The sequence below is a fragment of the Paenarthrobacter aurescens genome (genome assembly GCF_041549525.1).
Lineage (GTDB): Bacteria > Actinomycetota > Actinomycetes > Actinomycetales > Micrococcaceae > Arthrobacter > Arthrobacter aurescens.
In genome coordinates this window covers 2,416,716-2,436,136 of sequence record NZ_CP157456.1, presented here as the reverse complement: position 1 = coordinate 2,436,136, position 19,421 = coordinate 2,416,716, and the positions used below count along the sequence as shown (strand labels likewise).

23 protein-coding genes, 2 tRNA genes and 1 other RNA gene are annotated in these 19,421 nt (G+C 60.3%); 13 read left to right on the top strand and 13 right to left on the bottom strand.

The window, feature by feature from the left end:
- Positions 1-48: 48 nt before the first annotated feature.
- A complete protein-coding gene (msrA, locus tag ABI796_RS11290) occupies positions 49-573 on the bottom strand; it encodes a peptide-methionine (S)-S-oxide reductase MsrA (protein ID WP_141285036.1) in 525 nt (174 codons plus the stop codon).
- 145 nt (positions 574-718) lie between these two features.
- On the opposite strand from msrA, the gene ABI796_RS11285 reads away from it, so the two are divergent.
- Entirely contained in the window at positions 719-1,630 is a 912-nt protein-coding gene (locus ABI796_RS11285) for a Nif3-like dinuclear metal center hexameric protein (RefSeq protein WP_141285038.1), read from the top strand.
- Between the two features lie 89 nt (positions 1,631-1,719).
- Complete coding sequence (locus ABI796_RS11280) at positions 1,720-2,457, top strand: zinc ribbon domain-containing protein (protein WP_141285040.1); 738 nt, start codon at positions 1,720-1,722, stop codon at positions 2,455-2,457.
- A gap of 30 nt (positions 2,458-2,487) precedes the next feature.
- Here ABI796_RS11280 and ABI796_RS11275 read toward each other — a convergent pair whose 3' ends face one another.
- Positions 2,488-3,252: a YaaA family protein gene (locus ABI796_RS11275; protein ID WP_141285042.1), complete on the bottom strand. Its 765-nt coding sequence runs from the start codon at positions 3,250-3,252 to the stop codon at positions 2,488-2,490.
- 58 nt (positions 3,253-3,310) lie between these two features.
- Here ABI796_RS11275 and rnpB point away from each other — a divergent pair.
- The 4 genes from rnpB (at position 3,311) to ABI796_RS11255 (ending at position 6,659) form a co-directional block, all read left to right on the top strand.
- An RNA gene (gene rnpB / locus ABI796_RS11270) (RNase P RNA component class A) lies at positions 3,311-3,702 on the top strand.
- Between the two features lie 263 nt (positions 3,703-3,965).
- On the top strand, positions 3,966-5,453 hold the full coding sequence (locus tag ABI796_RS11265) for a glyceraldehyde-3-phosphate dehydrogenase (protein ID WP_141285044.1): 1,488 nt from the start codon (positions 3,966-3,968) through the stop codon (positions 5,451-5,453).
- Positions 5,454-5,526: 73 nt separating this feature from the next.
- On the top strand, positions 5,527-5,736 hold the full coding sequence (locus ABI796_RS11260; RefSeq protein WP_141285046.1) for a hypothetical protein: 210 nt from the start codon (positions 5,527-5,529) through the stop codon (positions 5,734-5,736).
- A 122-nt stretch (positions 5,737-5,858) separates the two neighbouring features.
- On the top strand, positions 5,859-6,659 hold the full coding sequence (locus tag ABI796_RS11255; RefSeq protein WP_141285048.1) for an HNH endonuclease family protein: 801 nt from the start codon (positions 5,859-5,861) through the stop codon (positions 6,657-6,659).
- Here the strand turns inward: ABI796_RS11255 and ABI796_RS11250 are convergent.
- The 4 genes from ABI796_RS11250 to orn form a co-directional block, all read right to left on the bottom strand.
- Complete coding sequence (locus tag ABI796_RS11250) at positions 6,644-7,474, bottom strand: acyltransferase domain-containing protein (RefSeq protein WP_141285050.1); 831 nt, start codon at positions 7,472-7,474, stop codon at positions 6,644-6,646. The two genes, ABI796_RS11255 and ABI796_RS11250, sit on opposite strands and share 16 nt — an antisense overlap.
- Before the next feature lie 3 nt (positions 7,475-7,477).
- The gene (gene def / locus ABI796_RS11245; protein WP_141285052.1) at positions 7,478-8,050 is read right to left on the bottom strand and encodes a peptide deformylase; all 573 of its coding nucleotides are present in this window, start codon (positions 8,048-8,050) and stop codon (positions 7,478-7,480) included.
- Between the two features lie 118 nt (positions 8,051-8,168).
- Positions 8,169-8,244 (bottom strand) — tRNA-His (locus ABI796_RS11240).
- A gap of 140 nt (positions 8,245-8,384) precedes the next feature.
- A complete protein-coding gene (orn, locus tag ABI796_RS11235; protein ID WP_141285054.1) occupies positions 8,385-9,011 on the bottom strand; it encodes an oligoribonuclease in 627 nt (208 codons plus the stop codon).
- 147 nt (positions 9,012-9,158) lie between these two features.
- On the opposite strand from orn, the gene mptB reads away from it, so the two are divergent.
- Complete coding sequence (gene mptB / locus ABI796_RS11230; protein ID WP_174754582.1) at positions 9,159-10,715, top strand: polyprenol phosphomannose-dependent alpha 1,6 mannosyltransferase MptB; 1,557 nt, start codon at positions 9,159-9,161, stop codon at positions 10,713-10,715.
- Between the two features lie 24 nt (positions 10,716-10,739).
- Here mptB and ABI796_RS11225 read toward each other — a convergent pair whose 3' ends face one another.
- Positions 10,740-11,426 (bottom strand): DNA alkylation repair protein, encoded by a 687-nt coding sequence (locus ABI796_RS11225; protein WP_141285056.1) that lies wholly within the window; start codon positions 11,424-11,426, stop codon positions 10,740-10,742.
- Positions 11,427-11,522: 96 nt separating this feature from the next.
- On the opposite strand from ABI796_RS11225, the gene map reads away from it, so the two are divergent.
- Positions 11,523-12,290: a type I methionyl aminopeptidase gene (gene map, locus ABI796_RS11220; RefSeq protein WP_141285058.1), complete on the top strand. Its 768-nt coding sequence runs from the start codon at positions 11,523-11,525 to the stop codon at positions 12,288-12,290.
- Between the two features lie 102 nt (positions 12,291-12,392).
- Entirely contained in the window at positions 12,393-12,668 is a 276-nt protein-coding gene (locus tag ABI796_RS11215) for a hypothetical protein (protein WP_170224961.1), read from the top strand.
- 72 nt (positions 12,669-12,740) lie between these two features.
- On the opposite strand, the gene ABI796_RS11210 is transcribed toward ABI796_RS11215, so the two are convergent.
- Entirely contained in the window at positions 12,741-13,295 is a 555-nt protein-coding gene (locus ABI796_RS11210) for a single-stranded DNA-binding protein (protein ID WP_141285060.1), read from the bottom strand.
- Positions 13,296-13,515: 220 nt separating this feature from the next.
- Between ABI796_RS11210 and ABI796_RS11205 the strand changes: the two genes are divergently transcribed.
- A tRNA-Arg gene (locus ABI796_RS11205) sits at positions 13,516-13,588 on the top strand.
- Positions 13,589-13,659: 71 nt separating this feature from the next.
- Here ABI796_RS11205 and ABI796_RS11200 read toward each other — a convergent pair.
- Both ABI796_RS11200 and ABI796_RS11195 read right to left on the bottom strand, forming a co-directional pair.
- A complete protein-coding gene (locus tag ABI796_RS11200) occupies positions 13,660-14,118 on the bottom strand; it encodes an SRPBCC domain-containing protein (protein WP_141285062.1) in 459 nt (152 codons plus the stop codon).
- A 126-nt stretch (positions 14,119-14,244) separates the two neighbouring features.
- Positions 14,245-14,481, bottom strand: a complete 237-nt coding sequence (locus ABI796_RS11195; protein WP_170224960.1) for a hypothetical protein — start codon at positions 14,479-14,481, stop codon at positions 14,245-14,247.
- On the opposite strand from ABI796_RS11195, the gene ABI796_RS11190 reads away from it, so the two are divergent.
- Both ABI796_RS11190 and ettA read left to right on the top strand, forming a co-directional pair.
- Positions 14,471-14,740: a DUF6993 domain-containing protein gene (locus ABI796_RS11190; protein WP_246095856.1), complete on the top strand. Its 270-nt coding sequence runs from the start codon at positions 14,471-14,473 to the stop codon at positions 14,738-14,740. The genes ABI796_RS11195 and ABI796_RS11190 overlap by 11 nt on opposite strands.
- Before the next feature lie 56 nt (positions 14,741-14,796).
- Positions 14,797-16,479, top strand: coding sequence for an energy-dependent translational throttle protein EttA (gene ettA, locus ABI796_RS11185; protein WP_141285068.1), 1,683 nt, complete (start codon positions 14,797-14,799; stop codon positions 16,477-16,479).
- Positions 16,480-16,555: 76 nt separating this feature from the next.
- Here ettA and ABI796_RS11180 read toward each other — a convergent pair whose 3' ends face one another.
- Complete coding sequence (locus ABI796_RS11180; RefSeq protein ID WP_141285070.1) at positions 16,556-17,461, bottom strand: acyl-CoA thioesterase II; 906 nt, start codon at positions 17,459-17,461, stop codon at positions 16,556-16,558.
- 63 nt (positions 17,462-17,524) lie between these two features.
- Between ABI796_RS11180 and ABI796_RS11175 the strand changes: the two genes are divergently transcribed.
- A complete protein-coding gene (locus ABI796_RS11175) occupies positions 17,525-18,214 on the top strand; it encodes a hypothetical protein (RefSeq protein WP_141285072.1) in 690 nt (229 codons plus the stop codon).
- Here the strand turns inward: ABI796_RS11175 and ABI796_RS11170 are convergent.
- Positions 18,200-18,676 carry a globin gene (locus ABI796_RS11170; RefSeq protein ID WP_141285074.1) on the bottom strand — a complete coding sequence of 159 codons (477 nt, stop codon included), beginning with the start codon at positions 18,674-18,676 and terminating at the stop codon, positions 18,200-18,202. The genes ABI796_RS11175 and ABI796_RS11170 overlap by 15 nt on opposite strands.
- Positions 18,669-19,367, bottom strand: a complete 699-nt coding sequence (locus ABI796_RS11165) for a mechanosensitive ion channel family protein (RefSeq protein WP_141285076.1) — start codon at positions 19,365-19,367, stop codon at positions 18,669-18,671. Before ABI796_RS11165 ends, ABI796_RS11170 begins: the two co-directional genes overlap by 8 nt.
- Positions 19,368-19,421: the final 54 nt, after the last annotated feature.

Here is a 19,421-nt window from a genome sequence, read left to right as displayed (position 1 = left end):
TGAAGAGGGAATGCTGAGGTCAGCCTAACCAGCGGGATCGAAACCCCGCTAAGCAGTAAGCCATGCAGAGTAATATTTCCTGGCCTTTGCCAGCTTCGGGTTGATGATCACCTGGCAATAGCCCTGATAAGGGAACTTTGCATAGTAATTCTGGTGCACTTCCTCAGCGTCATAAAACTCCGGAAGGCGGCTCACCTCGGTCACAATCGGATCCGACCACAGGGGCTGGGCGCGTTCGATTGCTTCTTCGAACAACACCTTTTCTTCCGTAGTTGTGTAGAACATTGATGAACGGTATTGGGTACCAACGTCGTAGCCCTGCCGGTTCAGCGTGGTGGGGTCATGGAGCGCGAAGAACATGTCCAATATGACCTCCTCCGGAACCACGGTTTCGTCAAACGTCACAGCCACGACTTCAGCATGGCCGGTTGTCCCGGAGCATACCTCGTAGTAATCGGGGTTGCGGACGTGGCCGCCGGTGTAGCCGGACACTACCGAGCTGACGCCGCGGGTCTTCTGGTAAACGGCATCAAGGCACCAGAAGCAGCCGCCGCCAAGTACGAAAGTTTTCATGTTCTCTTCAATGGATCGGAGGGCCTGATGATTCCCGCTTCACCTTACGGGAGAATTACGGCGCCGGGGAGGTGCCACGGAGTGGCCGCCACCTGATGGGGGCTCAGTAGGGAAGAAATACGGCTCAGTAGGGAAGAATAAGAGCATGGAAGCAGTAAACACCCCCCTTTCTGATGTGGATTCCGTCGAAGAGGACCAGACAGCGGACGCCGGCGGTGATCCTACGCTCGGTCAGGTGTTGCTGGCTGTGGAGGAACTATGGCCGGAGTCCCTGGCCGAAGACTGGGATGAGGTAGGCCTCGTAGTGGGCCGCCCGAGTGTTCCCGTCACAAAAGTGCTCTTTGCCGTGGACCCCACCCTTGCCGTGATCGATGAGGCTGTGGAATGGGGAGCGGACCTGCTGATCACTCATCACCCGCTGCTGCTCAAAGGGGTGAACTCCGTGGCGGCCACCTCAGCCAAAGGCCTGGCCGTCCACCGGCTGATTGAGGCCGGAACAGGGCTGCTGACCGTCCATACCAATGGAGATTCGGCCGTGGGCGGGGTTTCCGATGTCCTCGCTGATGCCTTTGGCCTGGAGAATGTGACCCCTTTGACCCCGGCCAGCAACGGCTTGCCTGAGGAAGGCATTGGCCGTGTTGGGGACCTTCCTGACCTTGAGACGCTGGGTGATTTTGCTGCCCGCGTCTTTGAAATGCTGCCCGCTGTGGCAGGTGGGGTCCGGGTCGCTGGAGACAAAGATGGTTTGGTCAGGCGTGTTGCCGTGTGCGGTGGAGCCGGGGACAGCCTCTTCGACGCCGTCAGAGCCAGTAACGCCGACGTGTACGTCACAGCGGACATGCGTCACCATCCTGCATCCGAAGCCCGTGAAGGCGCCACCAACGGCCGGCCCTACTTGATTGATGTTTCGCACTTCGCCAGTGAATGGCTGTGGCTGCCTGCCGCTGCTGACGCATTGGGCAACGTACTCGCGGACCAAGGCTACGACGTCGAAATCCGCGTCAGCGGCACCAACAGCGATCCCTGGGACTTCATACTCACTCCCGGCGGGGACTAGAGTCTAGGAAGATACGGACCGCCCTGATGGATAGTGGCGGTTCAGCCGGAACTGATCCCCAGTACCGGTGGCTAACAGCGGAGGTAAGCGTGGCGAAAGCAGCACCGGCAGAACAATTGAAATTGCTTGAACTGCAGGGGCTCGATGCCAAGCTCAGGTCACTGGCCGGCCGCCGGAAGGTTCTGGAAACGGATCCACGTATCACTGACCTCACCGATGCCCTGAGCGTGGCCAACGGTGAGCTTGGCGCGGCCAAGGTTGCCGTCCACGACGCAGAAGCAGAACTTAAGCGCGCGGAAGCTGACGTTGAGCAGGTAGCCAGCCGCATTGAACGCGACGAGGCCCGGCTTAATAGCGGGACAGGCCTGTCCAAGGACTTGGTGGCCCTGCAGAGTGACATCGCTTCCCTTAACAAGCGTCGCTCGGATCTCGAAGACGTGGAGCTCGAAATCCTGGAACGACTGGACACCTTGCGTGAGCGCCAGGCTGCCCAGCAAGTGATCGTTGACGACATCCAGGGTTCTTTTGGCAGCATCCGCGCCGAACTGGATGAGGCCATAGCCGAGATCGCGGCCGAAGAAGCAGTGGTTCGGGGCCAGCGGGCCGCCTTCGCCGAATCGCTGGACGCCGGAATTCTTGCCATCTATGAGAAAACCATTGCCAAGAGGGGCGTCGGTGCAGCACGGCTCTTCCACGGTAAGTCCGAAGGCTCCGGCATGATGCTCAGCCCCGGCGATCTCGCCGAAGTCAAAGCCGCAGCTGAGGACGATATTGTCTTTTGCCCGGATTCAGGTGTCATCCTTGTTCGCTCGGCGGAGTGGAACTGAATCAAGCCCGCCCCGCCTGTAACGGGCGGATCAGCTGGACAGGATGATGTTCAATGCGTGCGGCTTGCGGGCCGTGCCCTCAACCAGTTCGGCAGTCCACATTTCACCGGCAGCCTTCAGGAGCTGCTCCGGGGTTGCCGGTGCTTTGCCGCGACGGGTCAGCAAGTGCCTGGCCAGTTCGCCGCGGGTGTGCTTGGCGAAGTGGCTGACTACCGTGCGCTTGCCGTCAGCCTCATTGAAGACGTTCACGTTGACTGTCCGGGACGCCGGAGGAGCCCAGGCCGCGGCGTAGGTGCTGGAGCGGCAGTCCACCAACAGCTCGCCTTCAGTGCGTGAGGCGAGGGCAGCGTTAAGCTGCGGCTTCCAATAGGAAGCAAGGCGCCCGACGTCGGGCAGTGCGGTTCCCATGGACAAGCGATAGGCGGGCACGTGGTCGCCGAAACCGATGGCGCCCCACAGGGCAGAAACCACCAGGACTGACTCGTCGGCCTTGCGGCGTTGCGTCGGCGTCATGGTGCTGTACCCCAGGGCGTCGTAAAGGACCCCGGAGTAGACCTGGTGCGCCGGTGCGGCCGGCTCCGCGTGGAGTCTGGTGTTGCGTTCGACGTCGTTCCGTAAGGAGGCGCCCACCCCCAGCAAGGCGAGGGCATCCTCATGCGCGCTCACGGTGCCCAGCGCTTCGAGCACCTTGGCCCGGTAGGGGTTCAGTTCAGGAAAGCTGAGCGAATCCCAGTTAATGGATGGGCCCTTGGCGGCGGGGGTCTTGCCTTCGGAAGGCGGCAGCAGAATCAGCACCAGTCGATATTACCGTCGGCCATCGGCACGTCCGGACGCCGGTAGACTGGACAGCGGATGGGTCGACCAGGCGGTCGCGCGTCACGAAAGTGGCTCGAGGAACGTCCGGGCTCCGTAGAGCAGGGTGGTGGGTAACGCCCACTCGGGGTAACCCGCAGGCCAGTGCCACAGAGAACAGACCGCCTGTGTCCTGTGATGTTCCGCATCGCAGGGCAGCAGGTAAGGGTGAAACGGTGGTGTAAGAGACCACCAGCTCCCTGGGTGACCGGGGAGGCTAGGTAAACCCCACCCGGAGCAAGGCCAGACAGGACACGTTTGAGGGCTGCTCGCCCGAGTGTCCGGGTAGGCTGCTGGAGGGCGTCGGCAACGGCGTTCGTAGATGGATGGCCGCCACTCCCTTTCCGGTAACGGCAGGGATGACAGAACCCGGCGTATCGGTCGACCCATCCATTTATGACTGGCGCGAAACCGGCGTGTGAGTGATTTCACGCCGCAGGGCGTCCTATGCTCCTGCCTTCCGCCTTAGAATGGTTACTGAACGTAGATGTTCTGCCGCCGGGACTGCGTTCGCAGCCGGCGGATTTTCTTTGCTCTCGTTCAAGGCGCTGTGGGTGGACCGAAGCCCGCCGGCGCATGAGCCGCAGGACTACTCCGGGCGGCCGCTGCCATCTGCATACGAGGACGTATGTGGTTGACCCAAGGAAGGTAGTTCTGTGAGCCAGACGTCAGATTCTTGTCTTGATAAGTGGATGGGCCGGGAGGCCCTCGCCGAAGCCATGATTCCGGTAATCGGCCGGTTGTACCGGGAAAACAATGTGGTCACGAGCATCCACGGCCGGAGCCTGATCAACAAGTCCACCATGAACATCCTCAAGGCACACCGATTTGCGCGCCGGATGAGCAACCATGAACTGCTGCTCGAAGAGACTGCTCCGCTGCTGAACGCACTCTCTGAGCTGGAACTCGGTGCGGCCGCCATTGATATTGCACGCTTGACCGAGAAGTTCCGGGCCGAAGGCAACGGGGCCTCCCTGGATGAGTACCTGCGTGCCGAGCTCGCAGAAATCGTGGGAAAGCGTGGGGCTGACGACCGCACCAGCACCGACGTCGTGCTGTACGGCTTTGGCCGCATCGGCCGTCTCCTGGCCCGCATCCTGATTGAAAAGGCCGGCGGCGGACACGGTCTGCGCCTTCGCGCGATTGTTGTCCGCAAGGGTGCTGAGAATGACCTCGTGAAGCGCGCTTCGCTGCTTCGCCGGGACTCGGTACATGGCTCCTTCGAAGGCACCATCCGCGTGGACGAGGAAGCCAACACCATCACGGCCAACGGTGTACAGATCCAGGTGATCTACTCGGACAACCCTGCCACTGTTGACTACACCGCTTACGGCATCAAGGATGCCTTGGTAGTAGACAACACCGGCCGCTGGCGTGACGCCGAGGGCCTTTCCCAGCACCTGCAGAGCAAGGGCGCTGCCCGCGTTCTGCTGACGGCCCCGGGCAAGGGCGATCTGAAGAACATTGTTCACGGCATCAACCACCGCGACATCTCAGATGAAGACAAGATCGTCACCGCAGCATCCTGCACCACCAACGCCATTACGCCGGTGCTGAAGGCCATTAATGACAAATTCGGCATCATTCACGGCCATGTGGAGACCGTTCACTCCTTCACCAATGACCAGAACCTGATTGACAACTTCCACAAGGGTGACCGCCGCGGCCGTTCCGCAGCATTGAACATGGTCATCACGGAGACCGGTGCCGCGAAGGCTGTAGCCAAGGCGCTTCCGGAACTGCAGGGCAAGCTCACAGGCAACGCCATCCGCGTACCCACCCCGGATGTCTCCATGGCCATTTTGAATCTGAACCTTGAAAAGGGCACCACCCGGGATGAAGTCAACGACTTCCTCCGCGAAATGTCCCTCCACTCGGATCTTCGCAAGCAGATCGATTACATCGACTCTCCGGATGTTGTCTCCACCGACTTCGTTGGCTCCCGCCGCGCGGGCATCGTGGACGGCCTCGCAACGATTTCCAACGACAAGAACCTCGTTCTGTACGTCTGGTACGACAACGAATTCGGCTACTCCTGCCAGGTTGTTCGTGTCATGGAAGAGATGGCCGGTGTGAACCCGCCGTCCTTCCCTGCACGTGACGTGGTTGCGCCCATCGCTGTGCTTGAAACTGCTGGCGCCTAGCAACTCCGAAGTATCCACAGGTTTCCCGGCTGAGTCACTGGCATCGGCCGGGAAACCTGATCAAAATGGGTTCATGGAAAACGAATCTACGTTGGAACATGAAACCACGCTTGAACACGCCTTGGACGTAGCCAAGGCCAATCACAAGCAGGCCCAAAGACTTTTGGACCAGGCAATAGCAGCCAACGCCGCCGGTGACGTGAGCGATCAACGGGTGGAGCAGCTGCGAAACCTCCTCGCGGTGGCAACTGAGGACCTGCAGCGGGTGATGCGGGAGCAATAAACCTGAACGCTGTGACGTACCTCAACAGTGTGACTCGTCCTGAACACTGTGGATATCGACTCTGACTGTCGGGGCCATGTTCTACGCTCGTAGGACATTGCTTTCCCTCTGGATGGAGTCTCTTGAGTACCACTTGGTCTGCCTATAAACGCGCCCGCAGACGGTCCCGCCAAGCGTGGGCCATTCTTGGATTGGCCGCTGCCACCGTCGTCGCGGGACTCTCCTGGTACTTCACCTCCGGACAATTCAGTGCTGCTGAACCGTGGGTGGGCGGACCCAGCGAAGCACCGGTATTCAATGCCGGTTGGATGAAACCCCTTCGTGGCGCGGCGGTTGTTGCTCCTGAGAAAGCTGTCGATGCTTTGGAGAGGCTCCCGGTAAAAGGGCGCGCGCCCAAGTCAGATTACGATCGCTCCGCATTTGGCCAAGCGTGGGCAGACGCTGATCGTAATGGGTGCGATACCCGCAATGACATTCTCCGAAGGGACCTCGTCGCGGTGGTGTTCACCGAAGGTTCCACCTGCAAAGTATCCGGCGGTAACTTTCAGGAGCCCTATACGGGTGCCCAAGTAGTCTTCCAAAGAGGCCAGAACACCAGCTCGGCTGTTCAAATCGATCACGTGGTAGCCCTCGCTGATGCCTGGCAGAAGGGGGCCCAGCAACTCACCCTCCAGCAGCGGCAAATGTTCGCCAACGACCCCCTGAACCTGATTGCCGCGGATGGTCCGGCCAATGTGAAGAAGGGTGCCGGTGACGCCGCCACGTGGCTGCCGGCCAACAAGAATTTCCGTTGTCACTACGTTGCGCGGCAGGTCTCAGTAAAAGCGGCCTATCAACTGTGGATTACGCAGGCCGAAAAGGACGCCATGAAAAAGGTTCTGGTTTCCTGTCCGGAACAACAAACCATTTACAGCGCCAGGTGACCATGCCCGAGCTGCCAGGTACCGCCGTCGTCGATCCGTTCCAGGACCACCCGCTGAAGTGAGGTTTCCCGTGGGAGCCTGTTGAGGTCATGGAGCCCACGCTGCCTGAACGTGAAGTAGACGGCATCGGTAGGAGCATCGGTGCAGCGATCCAGTGTGAAGCGCCGGGCAAAGGAAGCGATGTTGCTCTTGGGAAGGCGTTCTGCCAGGTAAGGGTCAAGCATCCAGGAATCACACGTAGCGTTGCGGGCAGGCTTGTCGGGGAAGAACCTGGGGAAGAAGGACCGGGCCTCTGCGAAACTGGCATCCACCAGCTCAGGGGAGAGGCCGCCATCTTCGGGTATGTGGACGCCAAGAACCCACTCTGGGGTTTGGCTGCCGTCAGGCACCAGGTGAAACTGCAACCGGCCCAGCCGGAACAGATTTCCGGCCATATGCAACGTGAGCCAAGCCCAGGTATCGAGACCAAAATGACCGTGGACCCGCCGGTTAATGCGGAGCTGCAAACCTACATCCGCCAAAGAGGCCGCAGAAACAGCTTTGTTGATGCCCAGATTCTGGTGGTAGGCGTGAACGTTCGGAGCAAAGCGGAGGAGTGCCTCAATCCAGATTCTCTCCACGCCGGCTTCATCCTGTACAGGCCCATCTGCCGTGACGGGGTCAAGCGGAAAGTTTCCGAGCCGGTCCTGCATTGCTGTGATTGCCCGCAGTACAGGCTCATCAGGGGGCGTGTCCAGAAGATGTGCACACTCAACGGCGTCTTCGCCGGTGATATCAAGGAGCCCGAAAAGATCCGTATAAGGGCTGGTGGCCATGGCTCAGTGTCCAAACGGATCGGGATCGACGCCCGGCATCCATGTCAGGCCCGGCACGCCCCAACCGTTCTTCTTTGCTTGCTTAAGCGCCTTTTTCGAGTACCGATCCACCAGCCGGTTGACATACAACTTGCCGTCCAGGTGGTCGAACTCGTGCTGCAGGATCCTGGCGAACCAGCCGGTTGCCTCGAAATCCACGGGATTACCGTCACCGTCGAAGCCCTGAACCCGTGTCCACTCTGCGCGCTGCAAAGGATAGTACTCACCCGGGAAGGACAAGCAGCCTTCAACGTGTTCGTCAGGATCGGGAAGCGCTCCTGAGACCTTGGACAGTGTCAGCACCGGGTTGACCACCACACCCTGCTCCGGAACACCGTCGTCGTTGGCGTACTTATAGACGAAGAGCCGCTTGCCCACGCCGATTTGGGGTGCGGCGAGCCCCACCCCGTTAGCGGCATCATTGGTTTCGAACATGTCCGCGATCAAGCTGCGGAGTTCGTCGTCGAAGACCTCCACCTCGCTTGCCCGGCGGTGCAGTACAGGTTCGCCCCAGATGGTGACTGGCAGGACGGTCATTTCAGTAATCCTTCGTCTAGCGCTGTAGTCCCGTGCGCCCGGCCCGGGTTAAAAAGCAAAGGCCGCACCGGATAACCGGTGCGGCCTTTGTGGAAACCGGCTCTTGAGCCAATCTCGGTGGGGTGAGCTACGGGGGTTGAACCCGCGACCTCCTGGACCACAACCAGGCGCTCTGCCAACTGAGCTAAGCCCACCATGTGCCTTTTTGGACTGAACCGTTTGACCGGCTTTCCTTCAAGGCAACGACAAATAGCTTACCTGCTGTTTTGGGGTGCAAAGTCCACTTTTGCCGGTTTTCGCGAAAAAACCTCAAAAAATGGTGCAGATCACATCCCTAGCTGGTTCCCAAGGTCTCCGCGGTAGCCATGATTTCCTTGGAAATGCGCTGTGCGGTGGCCGTGTCCGGTCCCGGTGCCGGGACGAAGACAGCCTGGCGGTAGTAACGCAGCTCGTCGATCGAGTCCTTGATGTCGCCCAACGCGCGGTGGCCCCCGTGCTTGGCCGGTGACTGGAAGTACGCACGCGGGAACCAGCGGCGTGAGAGTTCCTTGATGGTGCTGACATCAATGACGCGGTAGTGGAGGTGTTCCACAATGTTGGGCATGTCCCTGGCCAGGAACATCCTGTCGGTTCCCACTGAATTTCCGCCCAAGGGAGCCTTGCGGGGGTCCGGCACCCACTTTTCGATGTACTCGAGGACCTGTGCCTCGGCCTCGGCCATGGTCTTGCCGTGGGGGAGCTCGTCCAGGAGTTTGGAGCGGGTGTGCATGTCCCGCACAAAGTCGTTCATTTGCTCCAGGGCGGCATCGTCGGGCTTGATGACCACATCCACGCCGTCGCCCAGAATATTGAGCTCGGAGTCTGTCACCAACGCCGCAACCTCTATCAAGGCGTCGTTATTGAGGTCCAAGCCGGTCATTTCGCAGTCGATCCACACGATGCGTTCATTAGTAATAGGCACGCGCCCAGCCTATCGCTCAGCAGCTTACAAGTGCTCCGATGGTAGGATTTTTGAGCGCGGCAGTGTCGCTTATTCCTGTTGCCGGAAGCCCCCATGACGCAGAATTTTGACCCGAACACAGCGGGTGAACGATTGGATGAGGACCACATGACGGTGCCCGTACCCGCCGCCCGGTTGGCAGGGACAGCAAAGCCGTCAGGCGACGCCGCAGCCGGCGAAGTGGATAACGCACGTTCGCCCTTGATGGCCGGCTTCATCGGTTCGATGTTCATGGTGTTCGGCTCGTTGGGCGTTGGCTGGCTCGCGCCGGTCTCTGAACTCCGTCGTCTGCCGCTTTTCATCTGGATGCGCACCGAAGGCGTGGGCGTTGGCCTGTCCATTGTGTTGCTGGCCATCGGTGGCATGCTGCTTGTCCGAGCCTGGCTTCGGCTGGGGCAACGCGTCCGCGTTTGGGGCCTGGAAGCCCGGAAGGCAACGTTGCAGGCGGTGGCGGCCTGGGGTTTGCCCATGATGTTCACGATTCCCCTCTTCAGCCGGGACGTCTACGCCTATATCGGTCAAGGCCGGTTGATGGTGGAAGGCATAAATCCTTATGAGAACGGGATTTCGGCCCTGCCCAACTACTTCCAGCTTGGCGCTGACAAGATGTGGACCGAGGCGCCGGTTCCCTACGGCCAGTTGTTCCTGTGGATTGAGCAGTTTGTGGTGTGGGTGACCAACGTGCAGCCCGAAGCAAGCATCATGCTTTTCAGGCTTGTTGCTGCAGCGGGTGTGGTCCTCTGCATCATCTATGTACCCAAGCTGGCAGAACTGCACGGCGTGAATCCGCACAGGGCACTGTGGCTGACAGCAGCCAACCCGCTCTTTCTCACCAACTTCATTGCCAGTGTCCACAATGATGCCCTGATGATCGGGCTGGCCCTTGCGGGGCTGTACTACTGCGCAACCCGCCGTGTCATTTGGGGGCTGATCCTGGTAACGCTCTCCATCTCGATTAAGCCAATAACGGTGGTGTTCCTTCCCTTCATAGGGCTCTTGTGGGCAGGCAAGCATGCGTCGTGGCCCCGCAAGTTCCTTTACTGGTTCCTCACAGCAGGCCTGAGCTTCGGTCTTCTCTACGCCTTGAGCCTGGTCAACGGCTTTGGGTTCGGATGGATCAACGGCCTGTCAGCGCCCGGCAGCGTGTGGATCTGGTATGCCCCGGTTGGTCTCATCGGAATGGTTGTTGCTCTGATTTTCAACGCCTTCGGCCTGGACGGCTGGGCGTTGGCGAAATGGGTCTATGACGCCGGCAAGGTGTTGATGGTTGCAGCAGTGGCGTGGCTGATTTTCCGAGGTGACTACGATCGCCTGATGCGCCGCCTGACCCTGGCATTTGCCGTCATTGTCCTGCTCGCCCCCATGATCCAGTCGTGGTACGTGGTCTGGCTGATACCGCTTTTCGCTGTGACCGGTATCCGCAACGACTGGCAAGTCAAGGCGCTCTACTTCATCGTCTCGTTCTTCATGGTCTACGCGATCTCGGACCAGTTGGATGTGTTTCCCTACCTTCAGAGCGAAGACTTGGGACTGGCCCTCATTCTGGCCCGCTACGGTGCAGCCCTCATAGCGCTCTTGTTCGCTGTTTACTTGATCTTTGTGGATCCCAAAACAAAGGGGTTGTTCCGGGTGCGGGACGAAGCAGGTTTGCGTCCCATCATCTGAGTTAACCGCTCAGGTCTATGGCACTCATAGAGACGGCAACAGCCGCAGTGCCTCGCGGACGGACAATGGACTCAACTCATGCCCGTTCGTGGAAACGAACGTCCTGACCCACGACGGATCCGTTTTGCTGTACTCGCGAAGCGCCCACCCAATAGCTTTACGGATGAAGAATTCGTTGTCGGCCAGGTTCGAGGTGATGACCGCAGCAAGCAGGCCCGTATCAGTCTTGGACTTGGCTCCCAGCTGTGCTGTGATTGCTGCCCGTCGGACCCACATGTCTACATCTGCGGACCACTGAAGCAGTATAGGCGTCATGGTTGACCTGTGAGCGAGCAGGAGCCCGAGGATCCGATGCGCAACACCGTCAACAAGGTCCCACCAGGCACCTGTACGAATGATCTCCTCGTAGACAGGCAGCATCTGCAGGTCCTCGGCAACAATTTTCAACCCCGTCAGATCGATGGCTGCGTAGCGCTCTTCGCGTACCTCGGCTTTGCGCCACAGTTCAAGAACGGCATGCCGCAGCTCATCCGGCGACGTCAGGGGGAACTGCTTCGTTGCCGCTTTCACAATTTTGCGTACCTCGGGTACCCGGACGCCCAAGGACGGCATCTCGGATTTCATGTAGGCCTGGGCGCCACGTCCCCGCTCGGCGTCAGCGGCCGAAACCAGGGTAGCCCGGATCGAATGCACCAGGTGGTTGTTGGTCATGCCACAACACTAGGGCCAGTGACGGCTTCAGAGGCTCAGCTGGTTTCCGGGGCAGGGGGCCTCGCTCCGGCTGCGGGGCGGCCGTAGAGTGGGGAGATGTCCATGCTGAAATCACCGGACCAGATCGCAATGATGCGCGAAGCCGGACGCGTAGTTGCCAATGCATTGTCCGCCGTGCGTGAGCATGCTGCCGTAGGCACCTCCTTGAAGGAACTCGACCACGTTGCGTCGGCCGTGATTTCCGACGCCGGCGCGAAGCCAGCGTTCCTCGATTACCATCCCCGGTGGGCGGCAGTGCCATTCCCAGGGGTGATTTGTACCAGCGTCAACGACGCCGTGGTCCACGGGATCCCGAACGCTTATGTGCTTGAAGACGGCGATCTGCTCAGCGTTGATTGCGGCGCGTTCCTGGAAGGATGGTGCGGTGACGCAGCCATCAGCTTTGTTGTAGGCACTGCCGACCCGGAAGACCAGGCCCTGGTGGACGCAACAGAAGCAGCCTTGGCGCGTGGCGTCGACGCGGCCCGCGTCGGCAACAAAATGGGAGACCTGGCCTATGCGATCGGCGGTGAGGCTAAACGTGCGGGCTTCGGACTGTTGGCTGATCACGGCGGACACGGCATAGGAAGGACCATGCACGCCGAGCCGCCAGTGCCCAACCTCGGCAGGCCTGGCCGGGGCATGAAACTTGAAGAAGGTTTGGTCATTGCCATTGAACCCATGTTGATCCTGGGCGGCAAGGACGATTATTACCACGACCAGGACGAATGGACTCTTCGTTCAGCAAACGGCCGGCGCGCGGCCCACAGCGAACACACCATAGCTGTCACTGCTGAGGGGCCCGTCATCCTGACGCTGCCCTAGGCCACCGTGCCCGCCTGTTGAACTGCACTATTGTTCCCGTGAACCCGCTTGTCCCCTCTGGAGCCGGACCACAGGCCGCCCCGGAACTGATTCAGAAACTGCATGGAAGCCGGCAGCGGTGAAAACCCGCAGCGTGCCGTGGAACAGTTCCGGGGCCGTCGACTTCCATTCCTGAAGGCCAGGACGCGGGGCGCTGGACCTTTGCCGAAGGCCGACTTCAACCTTTCCTTAGGGTCACCCGGGGATGAATCAGCCCAGTCTCTGGCGGTAAGGGCGAACCAGCGGCACCAGCACCGGGAAGGTTCGCCCTTGGTTCCGAACAATTCCTGGACCTCCAACCAGGTAGCAGGAGCCGTGGTGATCCTCGAAGCTGCGTGATTGGGTGCCATCGACCCAGAATAGGCCCGACCGGCAGGGCTGGTCCTGCAGGCGCGTGCGTCCTGGCGCCGCCTAGACGCCGGCACCCACCAGTTCTCCCGTTGTGGTGTTGACCAGCAGGGGACCGGTGCCGTCGGGATTCTCTATGTCGCTTGCGAGGGACTCATCTTCGGGGGGAACTGGTTCGTGGTCTTCAGAGTCCCACTCGTTGCTGTTCTCAGCCGTTCCGGGCGTTTCCACAGCAGGTGCTGACTCGGGAGGGGCTGAAGTCCCATTCATTCGAGTGAAGTTGGCAGAGCCCCACATGAGGTCGTGCCCTACTGACTCTGCGTCGATTTCGGCTACATGGTAAACGCGGCCCTCGTGTTCCCATTGCCGCAAACGGAGCTTCCCGACGACGAGTACCCGTTGTCCCTTCTTGATGCTGCATCCAACATGCCCGGCAAGGTAGCGGAAAGATTGAACCGTGTACCAGTTGGTGTTTCCGTCCACCCAGGTGTTGGTGGCGCGATCGAAGCGCCGCTCAGTTGTTCCGAGGCGGAACGATGCGGTGGCCGTGCCCCTCGTTGTGGTGGAACTCTTGACCTCCGAGGCCACGAAGCCCCGGACGCTGATCATGTCATTCATGGGTGATCCTTCTTAGTGTAGGAATGCGCCTGTCCGGCTCTATCAGCTTTATCCAGGGCAGAGACGAAGGGCAGTGCCATACGGGTCTATGTGCATAACCTTGACGATGCCGCCTCTGTGGAGGAGTAGAAGGTGTTTGCGTGGTGGTGGCAAGCTGAGGGGCGTTCGCACTGTAAACTCTTTGTGGCGCAGCGGCTCCCGTTGGTCGAGACGTCAGTGCGCCCCAGTAGCTCAGGGGATAGAGCAGCGGCCTTCTAATCCGCCGGTCGGGGGTTCGATTCCCTCCTGGGGCACAGAAACTACCCCCTTGGAACCACATCCAAGGGGGTAGTCCCATCCAAGCCTTTCTCAAGAAAGCCTCGTCTTAAGAAATTCTTGTCTCAAGAAACTCTTTGAGATTTTGGAGGACCAGCTGCCAGGTTGCCGTGGATTGTTCCACTTCCTGTTGGCTCGAATTGTTGCCTTGGGTGATGGTTACGGTCGTAAGGCCGAAATCCTGTGCCCCGGCAGGGTGTTCAGTAACGCTGTATTCCACCGTGTGGTGGTTCTCGGGAATGTCCGGAAGCCCCGAGGACGGGCTGTAGTGAGTGGTCCTCAGTAACTTCGGAGGATCGAAAGCAAGGATCGTGCCCGTGTCGTGGTACGGCTTTCCGTTGTACTCACCCGCGTAGGTAATCGGATCGCCCACCTGCCACGTCGTAGTGACCTTGGTTCCGAGGAAATATTGCTCTATGAGGGCAGGATCAGTCAGGGCCTCCCACACCTTCTCATGTGGGGCCGCAATAGTGATCGATGCCACAGCATCACGCGCTTGTTCGCTCATGGTGGGCTCTCCATTCCCAAGACTCCCTGAACTTCACTCCGGACCGCAGGTAACCCCTGCAGGGGAAACGCTACGCCTGCCCAAACGCCACGTGAATGGCGCACACGCCCGTGAATGGCAGAATGGCTAGGTGATGAGCAGGCGAACCCCAGGAGCAAGCAGCAAGGCAGCAGAGGCCTCGAAACCCGGCATCGCTGCAATATTGCTGATGACCGCTGCCGCATTGACGATGACTGCTTGCACGGCGACGCCTGCACCGGCAGCCGGGAAGCCCACGGCTTCGCCCTCGATCTCAGCTGGTCCACAAGCCACGGAGACAATGGATCCCGCAGTTGCGGCTGCCACATCCACCGTGGAGTCCACGCTGAAAACGCTGGTTGCCGGTAACCCTAAACCGGACCGTGAGACGTTGAGGGCCGCCTTGGTCTCAGCAGGGATCCCCAATGCCGACGTAGAGGTTTCCGTAAGCCGCACGCCCACCGGACTCGATGTTGACGCCATGGAGGCTGCAGCGCGGGCCGGTGACAGTTGCATCATGGGCCAAATCCGCGACGGCGGGGTAGTGGTCACTGTGCTGCCGGTTCTGGCCACAGGAAAATGCTTCGTGGGGGACGCCCGCTAGTTCCGCCACAAGGGCCGAATGTGAGTTATGTACGCCTACCCATTAGATTTAAGGGCATGGCGGAATTCATTTACACGATGACCAAGGCTCGCAAGGCCGTTGGCGACAAACTTATTCTGGACGATGTCAGCATGTCGTTCTTCCCCGGCGCGAAGATTGGCGTCGTGGGCCCGAACGGTGCTGGTAAGTCCACCATCCTGAAGATCATGGCCGGACTGGACACCCCGTCAAACGGCGAGGCCCGCCTGAGCCCCGGTTACACCGTGGGCATCCTCTTGCAGGAACCGCCGCTGAACGAGGAAAAGACCGTCCTGGGCAACGTCCAGGAGGGTGTTGGCGAGATCTACGGCAAGATCCAGCGCTTCAATGAGATCTCCGAAGAGATGGCCAACCCGGATGCGGACTACGAGACGCTCCTGGACGAGATGGGCAAACTTCAGGAAGCCATTGACGCTGCCGACGCCTGGGATATCGATTCCCAGCTTGAGCAGGCCATGGATGCCCTGCGCTGCCCGCCTGCCGATTCGGATGTCACAGTTCTCTCCGGTGGTGAGCGTCGCCGCGTAGCGCTCTGCAAGCTTCTCCTGCAGAAGCCTGACCTCCTGCTCCTTGACGAGCCCACCAACCACTTGGACGCAGAGAGCGTACTTTGGCTCGAGCAGCACCTGGCTCAGTACCCCGGTGCTGTCCTTGCCGTGACTCACGATCGTTACTTCCTGGATCACGTTGCTGAATGGATCGCTGAAGTCGACCGCGGCCACCTCTACCCCTATGAGGGCAACTACTCCACCTACCTGGAGAAGAAGAAAGCCCGTTTGGAGGTCCAGGGCAAGAAGGACGCGAAGCTGTCCAAGCGCCTCACCGAGGAACTTGAGTGGGTGCGCTCCAACGCCAAGGGCCGCCAGACCAAGTCCAAGGCCCGTTTGGCCCGCTACGAGGAAATGGCTGCAGAAGCTGAGCGGACCCGCAAGCTGGACTTTGAAGAGATCCAGATCCCGCCGGGACCGCGCCTGGGCTCCTTAGTCATTGAGGCCAAGAACCTGAAGAAGGGCTTCGAGGACCGCGTTCTGATCGAAGATCTTTCCTTCTCGCTGCCTCGCAACGGCATTGTGGGCGTCATCGGCCCCAACGGTGTAGGTAAGTCCACGCTGTTCAAGACGATCGTCGGCATGGAGCCCTTGGATGATGGCGAGCTCAAGATCGGCGAGTCCGTGAAGATCTCCTACGTGGACCAGTCCCGTGGTGGCATCGATCCCAACAAGTCCCTTTGGGAAGTAGTTTCCGAAGGCCATGACTTCATTCAGGTCGGCCAGGTCGAAATGCCTTCGCGAGCTTACGTTTCGGCGTTTGGTTTCAAGGGCCCGGACCAGCAGAAGAAGGCAGGTGTGCTCTCCGGTGGTGAGCGCAACCGCCTTAACCTGGCACTGACGCTCAAGCAGGGTGGCAACCTCCTTCTCCTTGACGAACCTACCAACGACCTCGACGTCGAAACCCTGAGCAGCCTTGAGAACGCCCTTCTCGAATTCCCGGGCTGCGCTGTAGTGGTATCGCACGACCGCTGGTTCCTGGACCGTGTAGCTACCCACATCCTTGCCTACGAAGGCGATGACGAGAACCCCTCCAAGTGGTACTGGTTCGAGGGTAACTTCGATTCCTACGAGGAAAACAAGGTGGAGCGACTCGGCCCCGATGCTGCAAAGCCGCACCGCGTGACGCACCGCCGCCTGACCCGCGACTAAAACCCTGCGGAAACGTAAAGAGGCCGATCCCGGAAGGGATCGGCCTCCCGGCTTTAACAAGGCGGAACCAACAAGGCTACGGAATCCGGACCATGCCTTCCTGGGCCACGGTGGCAACATGTTCTCCATCGCGGTTAAAGATGCGTCCTGTTGCAAGTCCCCGGGCTCCTTGGGCGCTGGGGGATTCCTGGACGTAGAGCATCCATTCATCCACCCGCACTGGACGGTGCCACCACATGGCGTGGTCAAGGCTGGCTACGCTCATCCCCGGCGTCATCCAGGCGAGGCCGTGCTTACGGAGAATTGGTTCCAGCAATGTGTAGTCACTCGCGTAGGCCAGAGCTGCGCGGTGAAGGTTGGGGTCATCGGGCAAGGGTCCCATGGTCTTCATCCATACGGCGTTGCTTGCTACATGATCTGAGGGCGGGGACACGTACAGCGCGGGGTCGATGTGCCTGACGTCGAAGGGCCGTTCCGAGGACATGTGCCGCGCCATGGGGTGGTCGTAGTGGGATAGCAACTCGGCCGTGCTGGGCAGGGATTCGGGGTCAGGAATGCCTTCGGGCATCTGCGCCTGATGATCCAGACCACTGTCTTCAACCTGGAAGGAAGCAATCATGGAGAGAATCGGCACACCATCCTGGTAGGCGTGGACGCGGCGGGCGGAGAAGGATCGGCCGTCCCGGAGCCTTTCCACTCCGAAAGTGATGGGCTTGTTGGCATCACCGGGGCGCAGGAAGTAGCCGTGCATGGAGTGAGCCACCCGGTCCGGTTCCACGGTCCGCATACCGGCCATCATGGATTGTGCCAGGACCTGACCGCCGAAAACCCGGTGCCTGGGCTGTTTTTGGGATGGCCCCAGAAAAATGTCCTCGTTGGTCCGGGCTCCGTCAAAGTCACCGAGGTCCAGCAGGCCGATCAGCACTTCCATGGGGTCTTCTACGGGTGTTTGGACCTCTAGGCCAGCGTTCGTCTCAGTCATGGTTCGACTTTAGACGCCGCCCCGACCCCTCTCAACCGGTGACATGCCGGTAGAGTCGATGATGTGACAGACGTCTTGACCCAGTCCTTCCGCTTCGCCGATCCCCGTGACCTCGCAGACTTGCGAACTTTTGTCACCAGGGCAAAAAGCATCGACGACGGCGCCATCCGCCTGCAGGCAGCGGGCAACGTCCTGGCCGCCTATGTGTGCGTCCTGAGGCCTCGCATCCTCGGTGAATCGACCCCCACCATTCTGGGCCTCCGGACCATGGCCCTTGCAGAGCCCGCCCACGCTGACGTCACTGTGACGCTGGCTTCGGTCATGGACCGATTAGCCCGGGCCGGGACTGAGGATGTGGAGTTGCCTATCCCGCCGTCCACGGTTTCCGAGTCCTGGGCTGGCGTAGGTGCTCCCCGGACCGGCTGGGAACCCCAAGGCACAGTTGCGGACGCAGAGCTTAGGTCAGCGGCGGAGGCCGGGATCGCAGAGGTAGCCGGCGTTATCCCCGCGCTGGCGGGCGCCGCGGTAGTCAACAGCGCCAGGGCGGCAGTCTGGGGCCGCGAACTTCCCGGCTTGGACGAACTGCCGGCGGGCGCTGCCTTCGCTGCTTTCGGCCTGGGGTTCCTGGGAGATGCTGAGCAGAAGGTTTTCCGCAATGGCCGTTGGTTCCGCCTGAGCGGACCCCGCGGGCATGTGCTGGTTCGCACGGGGGCCGGCCTGGGTATGGGTTTCCAGGCCTCAGGCGCCGGCTGACGGACTGTTGATCATGGTCAGGGCAGCCCGTTCCATGTAGTCCCACAGCGTGCCTTCATGCAGCGGGGAGAGCTCCAGGGAATCAACCGCCGTCCGCATGTGGAACAGCCAGCGGTCCTTAGCTTCAGGGGTCACTTGGAAAGGCATGTGTCGCATGCGCAGCCGTGGGTGGCCCCGTTCTTCGCCGTAGGTGGTGGGGCCTCCCCAGTACTGCTCAAGGAACATGAGGAAGCGGCGCTTGGCCGGTCCCAGGTCTTCCTCCGGGTACATGGGCCGCAGGAGCGGGTCTGTGGCAACGCCGTCGTAGAAGACGTCGATCAGCTTCACGAACGTTTCGTGCCCGCCCACTGCGGCGTAGAAGCTGTCCGTGTAGGCAGGCTGGCTGAACGGATCGTTCTGCATGAGCTGGCGTCGGGGCCCTGCCTGCGGCGCTGGTGGCTGCCCACCTGCAGTGTTACTCATTGGACTTCTCCTCGGCTTTGGTGACACGCGGTGCGCCTGCCGTAACTGGCGCAACTGCGGCGTCGTCTTGGTCGCTGGGGTCAGTTGTCTCCAACGGCTCGTAGTCGCCTTGTGATCGGTTGCCCACGCGAAGGATTTCACCGTTGCGCAGGTACCAGATGGCTCCGTCCTCAGCGCGGACCCTTGTAATTCGCAGGCCCACCGATTCAACGGTACCAATGACTTCACTGGTGACAATGACGTCGCCGATCCCGTATTGGTCCTCGATGGTGATAAAGATTCCTGCAAGGAAATCGCGAATCAACTGCTGTGCACCAAAACCAATGGCAACACCGAGGATTCCCACGCTGGTCAGGAGCGGGGCGACGTCCACATTCAGGTACTTGAGGACGTAGATGATGACGATCACCACCACCACGACGCTCACAAGGCTGGTGAGCAGGGAGCCGATGGTTTCGGCGCGCTGGGAGCGGCGTTCGTGATCCAGGGCACGGATTGCCGGCTGGACCCATTTGAAGTGCGGTTTCTTGAAGAATGAACTGCCCGCGGATACCCGCCGTGTGATGCGAAGGATGATGAAGCGTGCCACGATCCACACGGCCAGGCCTACGCCGACGGTGATGAGGATTGACATGAGGTCAATTTTTTCGGGTTCAATATTGATGGTTTCCGCCAAGGGGATGGAGGTCAAGGTGAAATAGCTCCTTGTCGTCGGCCCGTGTTCGCCGGGCGCGGAACACTCTGT